7 protein-coding genes are annotated in these 6,653 nt (G+C 69.0%); 4 read left to right on the plus strand and 3 right to left on the minus strand.

The genetic code is table 11. The features are described from left to right. Positions 1-75: 75 nt before the first annotated feature. Positions 76-309: a hypothetical protein gene (locus G3O00_RS38345; protein ID WP_041492720.1), complete on the minus strand. Its 234-nt coding sequence runs from the start codon at positions 307-309 to the stop codon at positions 76-78. Positions 310-669: 360 nt separating this feature from the next. On the opposite strand from G3O00_RS38345, the gene G3O00_RS38350 reads away from it, so the two are divergent. From G3O00_RS38350 to G3O00_RS38365, 4 genes are read left to right on the plus strand one after another with little or no spacing between them, the layout of a single operon-like run. Then, entirely contained in the window at positions 670-1,875 is a 1,206-nt protein-coding gene (locus tag G3O00_RS38350; protein WP_206146120.1) for an efflux RND transporter periplasmic adaptor subunit, read from the plus strand. Positions 1,876-1,882: 7 nt separating this feature from the next. Beyond that, positions 1,883-2,581, plus strand: coding sequence for an ABC transporter ATP-binding protein (locus G3O00_RS38355; RefSeq protein ID WP_027788609.1), 699 nt, complete (start codon positions 1,883-1,885; stop codon positions 2,579-2,581). Positions 2,582-2,602: 21 nt separating this feature from the next. Continuing rightward, positions 2,603-3,757, plus strand: a complete 1,155-nt coding sequence (locus G3O00_RS38360) for an ABC transporter permease (RefSeq protein WP_206146121.1) — start codon at positions 2,603-2,605, stop codon at positions 3,755-3,757. Positions 3,758-3,765: 8 nt separating this feature from the next. Next, complete coding sequence (locus G3O00_RS38365; protein WP_206146122.1) at positions 3,766-4,932, plus strand: ABC transporter permease; 1,167 nt, start codon at positions 3,766-3,768, stop codon at positions 4,930-4,932. Between the two features lie 16 nt (positions 4,933-4,948). On the opposite strand, the gene G3O00_RS38370 is transcribed toward G3O00_RS38365, so the two are convergent. Then, the gene (locus G3O00_RS38370; RefSeq protein ID WP_206146123.1) at positions 4,949-6,280 is read right to left on the minus strand and encodes a carotenoid oxygenase family protein; all 1,332 of its coding nucleotides are present in this window, start codon (positions 6,278-6,280) and stop codon (positions 4,949-4,951) included. A gap of 17 nt (positions 6,281-6,297) precedes the next feature. Continuing rightward, positions 6,298-6,653, minus strand: a 356-nt coding sequence (locus G3O00_RS38375; protein ID WP_206146124.1) for a DUF2239 family protein, incomplete at its 5' end; no start/stop codon positions are given.

Genomic DNA, 6,653 nt, shown 5'->3' on the forward strand with positions numbered 1-6,653 from the left:
TAACAAAACCCCGCATGCGTGAACATGCGGGGTTTCGCGACTGGCGGCCGGCGGTGCCGGCCCCGGGCGAAGCGCTTAGTTTGCTGCGCCTGCGTCGTTCGTGCCAGCTGCCGATGCGGCTGCGGCCTTCGCCTTGCCCTTCGCCGAACCGTGGTGCTTCAGCGCGTGCTTCGGCTTGCTGTGATCCTTCTTGGCCGGTGCCGGAGCGGCTGCCGACGTGTCGGCTGCCGGCGCGGACGCCTGTGCGAATGCCGAAACCGATGCGAGAGCGAATGCTGCGGCGATGATCGAAGCGAGCGTCTTCTTCATTGTTCTTCCTTTAGCGGAGAAAAAATCAAACGTACCGGTAAGTAAAGATGCGAGGCATTCGCATCGGAGCCCCAGGCCGCAAGGCCGGCTTTCGCCGTTCCTCCGCGACAAAACCTGACGCACTGGTTCCATAACGCGCCGTGTTCGCGGAAAGTTGACACGTTGCTTGCGCCCCTCGGGTTTCCCCGGGGGAGCACGTGTATCCCGGTGTCGGCGACCGGTCGGGCAGTCGCCGCGGCGGCGCCGCAAACCGGCTCGCGCGCCGTCGGGGCGACGCTTATACTGGCGTCCATCCGTCCCTTTCCCCGGAAACCGGATCGCGGCCGGTCGTCAGACCGCCGCCGTCTCGAGGCGCTCAAATTGCCCGATCACAATCTGGACAAACTGAAGATCGACCGGCGTCCGCTCGCACCGGCGCCCCGCCGGCGCCGGTGGCTCCGCTATGCGGTCGCCGCCGCGGTCGTCATCGGCGCGATCGTCGCCGGCCTCGCGCTCACCGGCCGGCCGGCCGTCGAAACCACCGCCGTCACGTCCGCCTACCCGTACCAGAACGACACGCAGCTCAATGCGACCGGCTACGTCGTGCCGCAGCGCAAGGCCGCGGTCGCGTCGAAGGGCCAGGGACGCGTCGAATGGCTCGGCGTGCTCGAAGGCACGCGCGTGAAGAAGGACGAGATCATCGCCCGCCTCGAAAGCCGTGACGTCGAGGCCTCGCTGGCGCAGGCGCTCGCACAGGTGAAGGTCGCCCGCGCCAACCTCGGCGTCGAGCAGGCCGAACTGAAGGACGCCGAGATCGCGTTGCGCCGCACCTCGGTGCTCGCGCCCAAGGGCGCCGTGCCGGCCGCGCAGCTCGACACCGACACGGCCCGCGTAAACAAGGCGCGCGCGTCGGTCAACAGCGACCAGGCCGCCATCACGTCCGCCGAAGCCAACGCGCAGGCCGCGCAGGTCGCGGTCGACCAGACGGTGATCCGCGCCCCGTTCGACGGCATCGTGCTCGCGAAGCACGCGAACGTCGGCGACAACATCACGCCGTTCTCGTCCGCGTCGGACAGCAAGGGCGCGGTCGTGACGATTGCCGACATGGACACGCTCGAGGTCGAAGCCGACGTCGCCGAATCGAACATCGCGAAGATCCGCGCCGAACAGCCGTGCGAGATCCAGCTCGACGCGCTGCCCGACACGCGCTTCTCGGGTCGCGTGTCGCGCATCGTGCCGACCGTCGACCGCTCGAAGGCCACCGTGCTCGTGAAGGTACGCTTCGTCGATCGCGACGACCGCGTACTGCCCGACATGAGCGCGAAGATCGCGTTCCTGTCGAAGCCCGCGTCGGCGCAGGACCGGCAGCCCGTGACGGCCGTGCAGGCAAGCGCGGTCGTGGAACGCGACGGCCGGCCGGTCGTGTTCGTCGTGAAGGACGACACCGTGCGCGCCGTGGGCGTGACGCGGGGCGAGCGGATCGGCGAACTCGTCGCGATCCGCGGCGTGAAGCCCGGCGACACGGTCGTGCTCGCGCCGGACGCGAAGCTGAATGACGGCGCGAAAGTGACCGTCGCGAAGAAGTAGCGCACGCGTGAACGACGCCCCGCCGCCCCTCGTCGAGCTCAGCCACGTCGCGAAGTCGTACCGGCGCGGCAACCAGATCGTGCCCGTGCTGACCGACATCACGCTCGATATCGGCGAAGGCGACTTCGTCGCGCTGATGGGGCCGTCCGGCTCCGGCAAGAGCACGCTGCTGAACCTGGTGGCCGGCATCGACCGGCCCGACAGCGGCGAGCTGCGCGTGGGCGGCCTCGACATCTCGCTGCTCGCGGAAGCGCAACTGGCCGAATGGCGCGCGGCGAACGTCGGCTTCATCTTCCAGTTCTACAACCTGATGCCGGTACTCACCGCGTTCGAGAACGTCGAGCTGCCGCTGATGCTCACGCACCTGTCGCGCCGCGAGCGGCGCGAGCGCGTCGAGCTCGTGCTCGACATGGTGAACCTCGGCGACCGGACGAGTCATTACCCGTCCGAGCTGTCGGGCGGCCAGCAGCAGCGCGTCGCGATCGCGCGCGCGCTGATCACCGATCCGGTGCTGATCGTCGCCGACGAGCCGACCGGCGACCTCGACCGCGCGTCGGCCACCGACGTGCTCGCGATGCTGCAGCGGATGAACGCCGAGCTCGGCAAGACGATCATCATGGTGACCCACGACGCGCACGCGGCCGGCGCCGCGCGCTCGCTCGTGCATCTGGAAAAAGGGGAGCTGATCGATGGGCACGCCGGCTGACCGGCTGCGGGAGCGCGCGCGATGTATGTGCTGAAGCTGATCGCGCGCAACGCGCTGCGGCACCGGCTGCGCACGCTGCTGACCGTGCTCGGGCTCACCATCGCCGTGCTCGCGTTCGGGCTGCTGCACACCGTGGTCGACGCGTGGTACGCGGGCGCCGCCGCCGCGTCCAGCGGGCGGCTCGTCACGCGCAACGCGATCTCGCTCGTGTTTCCGCTGCCCGTGAGTTACGAGAACCGGATCCGCGGCGTCGACGGCGTGACGAGCGTGGTCCGTTCGAACTGGTTCGGCGGCATCTACCGCGACCCGAAGAACTTCTTCGCGAGCTTCGCGGTATCGGACAACTATCTCGACCTGTACCCGGAATACATCGTCCCGGACCAGCAACGCGCCGACTACAACCGCGACCGGCGCGGCTGCCTCGTCGGGCGCCAGCTCGCGACGCAATTCGGCTTCAAGATCGGCGACGTGATCCCGCTGAAGGGGACGATCTATCCGGGCACGTGGGATTTCGTCGTGCGCGGGATCTTCGACGGCCGCGACGACTCGACGATCACGCGCCAGCTGGTATTCCACTGGGACTACCTGAACGAGACGGTGCGCCAGCGCACGCCGAAGCAGGCCGACCAGGTCGGCGTATTCGTGCTCGGCGTCGCAAACCCCGACGACGGCGCGTCGATCGCACGCAACGTCGACGCGGTGTTCAAGAACTCGCTCGCCGAAACGCTGACCGAAACCGAACAGGCGTTCCAGCTCGGCTTCGTCGCGATGTCGAACCAGATCATCGCGGCGATCCGCGTCGTGTCGTACGTGGTGATCCTGATCATCATGGCCGTGATGGCCAACGCGATGGCAATGAGCGCGCGCGAACGCACGGCCGAATACGCGACGCTGAAGGCGCTCGGTTTCGGCCCCGGCTTTCTCGCGCTGATCGTGTTCGGCGAATCGGTCGTGATCGCGGTTGCCGGCGGCGGGCTCGGGATCCTCGCGACGCCGCCCGCCGCGAGCCTGTTCAAGCAGGCGGCCGGCGGCATCTTCCCGGTGTTCAAGGTGTCGACCGAGACGGTCGTGCTGCAGGCCGCGTGCTCGGTCGCGGTCGGCTTCGCGGCGGCGATCGTGCCGGCGTGGCAGGCAGCGCGCGTGCGCGTGGTCGAAGGCCTCAGGGCAATCGGTTAGGTTTGCACATGGCGATCCCGCTCAACTACATCGCGCGCAACCTGTGGACCCGACGGCTCACCACCGCGCTGACCGCCGGCGGGATGGCGCTCGTGATCTTCGTGTTCGCGACCGTGCAGATGCTCGACGCGGGGCTCACGAAGACGCTCGTGTCGACCGGCGAGCCCGACAACGCGGTGGTGATCCGCAAGGGCGCCGAAACCGAGATCCAGAGCTCGATCGACCACCAGCAGGCCAATGCGCTCGAGATGCACCCGGCCGTCGCGCTCGGCCCCGACGGCCGGCCGCTCGTGTCGAAGGAAGCGGTCGTGCTGATCTCGCTGGTGAAGACGTCGACCGGCAAGCCGTCGAACGTCGTGATCCGCGGCGTGTCGCCGGCCGGCCTTGCGCTGCGCCCGCACGTGAAGCTCACCGCCGGCCGCATGTTCACGCCCGGCTCGTCGGAAATCATCGTCGGCAGCGCGATCGCGAAAGGGTTCAGCGGCACGCAGCTCGGCGACAGCCTGCATTTCGCGCAGCGCGACTGGACCATCGTCGGCATCTTCGACGCGGGCGGCAGCGGCTTCGATTCGGAGATCTGGGGCGACGTCGACCAGCTGATGCAGTCGTTCCGGCGCACCAGCTATTCGTCGATGGTGCTGCGCATCCCGAGCGCCGACGGCTTCGCACGCTTCAAGGCCGACATCGACGTCGACCCGCGGCTCACCGACGAAGCGAAACGCGAGCAGACCTTCTACGGCGACCAGTCGAAGGCGCTGTCGACGTTCATCAACATCCTCGGCATCACGCTGTCGACGATCTTCTCGATCGCCGCGATGATCGGCGCGATGATCACGATGTATGCGTCGGTCGCGAACCGCGTCGCCGAGATCGGCACGCTGCGCGCGCTCGGCTTCAAGCGCCTGAACGTGCTCGCCGCGTTCCTGCTGGAAGCGCTGCTGCTCGGCTTCGTCGGCGGCGTCGCGGGGCTCGCGTGTGCGTCGCTGATGCAGTTCGCGTCGTTCTCGACGACCAACTTCCAGACCTTCGCGGACCTGTCGTTCCGCTTCGTGCTGACGCCCGCGATCGTCGTGAAGACGCTGCTGTTCTCGCTCGTGATGGGGCTGGTCGGCGGGTTCCTGCCGGCGATGCGCGCCGCGCGGCTGAAGATCGTCGACGCGCTGCGCGCGCAGTGACGCGCCGCCCCGCCGCTCAGTGCGCGCGCGGCACCCACGCGCCGTGGAACCCGGCCGGCACGCGGCGCGGCAGGTGCACGGTTGCGACCGGCCCCGCGTCGATCGCCCGCGCATCGAGGATCACGACGTCGCTCGTATCCGTCGCCGCGCGGTAGACCACCACCAGCAGCCAGCCGTCGTCCTCGTCGACGCCGCCCGGGCGCGGCACGAACACCGGCTCGCTGTTCTGGTCGCCGGGCGGCAACGCGTAGCGCGTGGTCGTGCCGCTCGCGTGGTCGAAGCGCATCACGCCGCGCATTTCCGCGTTGTTCGGCTGCTCGACCGCATACAGGTAGCGGTAGCGGCGCCCGGTCCGGCTTTCGTTGATGCGCGGCATCTCGATGCCGCCATCGGCGAGCGGCCCCTCGTCGATCAGCCCGTTCGCCGTATCGATCACGTAGCGCCACAGCTCGCCGACCGGGTTGTCGGCGAAGCGGCCCGTGCCCGCGTCGAGCCGCAGGAACGACGGATAGCGCACCGCATCGAGCACGATGCACGACTCGTCGCAGTCGTACGCGTTCACGACGTGCAGGATGAAGCACGGCTCGACGCCGAACCAGCGCACCGCGCCGCCATGACGCGGGATCACGCCGATACGCGCGGGCCGGTCGTCGTGCCAGCGCAGCGGCATCCGGTGGCCCTGCTTCAGCAGCGAGAAGTCGTAGCCGACGTTCAGGTCGAGCAGCAGGCTGCGGGTTTCGGTGATCGCGAGGTCGTGCATCATCGACGGCGCGCTCAGGTCGATCTCGATATCGACGCGTTGCACGCCCTGCGCATCGGCAACACCGTAGCGCAGCCACGGTGCGCGCCAGTCCGCGCGGAACGCGATCAGCTCGCCGGTCACCGGATCGACCTTCGGATGTGCGGTCATCCCGCCGCCGAGGCCTGCGTGCTGCGCCGGTATGCAGAGCGAATCGAGCGCGGCCGTGATCGCGAACGGCGCGCCGCCCTCCGACAGCGCGAGCAATTCGCCGGCATGCTGCAGCACGCTCACGTTCGGATTCGTGTCGGGCAGATGCGGCACCTCGGCGGGCGCATGCACGGCAGCCCAGCGCTGCGTGCGCGCCCAGCGGTTCCGGTAGCCGGTCGCGCGGCCGCCTTCGAACGCGATCGCGTGCAGCATCGCGGCTTCCGGCCACCACGACAGCATGTCGTTCCCCTCGAAGCGGCCGCCCGGCGGATTCGGGCCATTGCGCAGCAACGTGCCGGCAAGTTCGTGCGGGACGGTGCCGGTCACGCGCAGGTCGACGAGATCGACCTCGTCGGCGACCGGCGCGATCGCGCCACTGTTCAGATCGAATACGGTCATTGCGTCGAATGCTCCATTCAGCAGTCTTCGGTGGACGGCGGCAGCTCGCCGCGCGCCAGTGCGAGTGCATGGTAGCGCACGTCGTCCGGCCAGCCGGCGATCAGTTCGGCGACGCGTGTCAGGTCGTTCGCATACAGCGCGCGCGCAGCTTCCTCGAAACCGGGCAGGTCGCCCGCCATCGCCGACATGAAGTGGTACGCACGCGCCTGCGCGTCGCGTCGGCGGTCGGCTTCCGCGTGGGTGCGCCGTGCGTCCTCGACGAGCTTGCGCAACGCGACCGACGCGCCGCCCGGCTGCGTGGCCAGCCATTCCCAGTGACGCGGCAGCAGCGTGACCTCGCGCGACACGACGCCGAGCTTCGGCCGGCCGCGGC

Origin of the sequence: Burkholderia sp. Ac-20384, assembly GCF_017104605.1 — a bacterium.
GTDB lineage: Bacteria > Pseudomonadota > Gammaproteobacteria > Burkholderiales > Burkholderiaceae > Burkholderia > Burkholderia lata.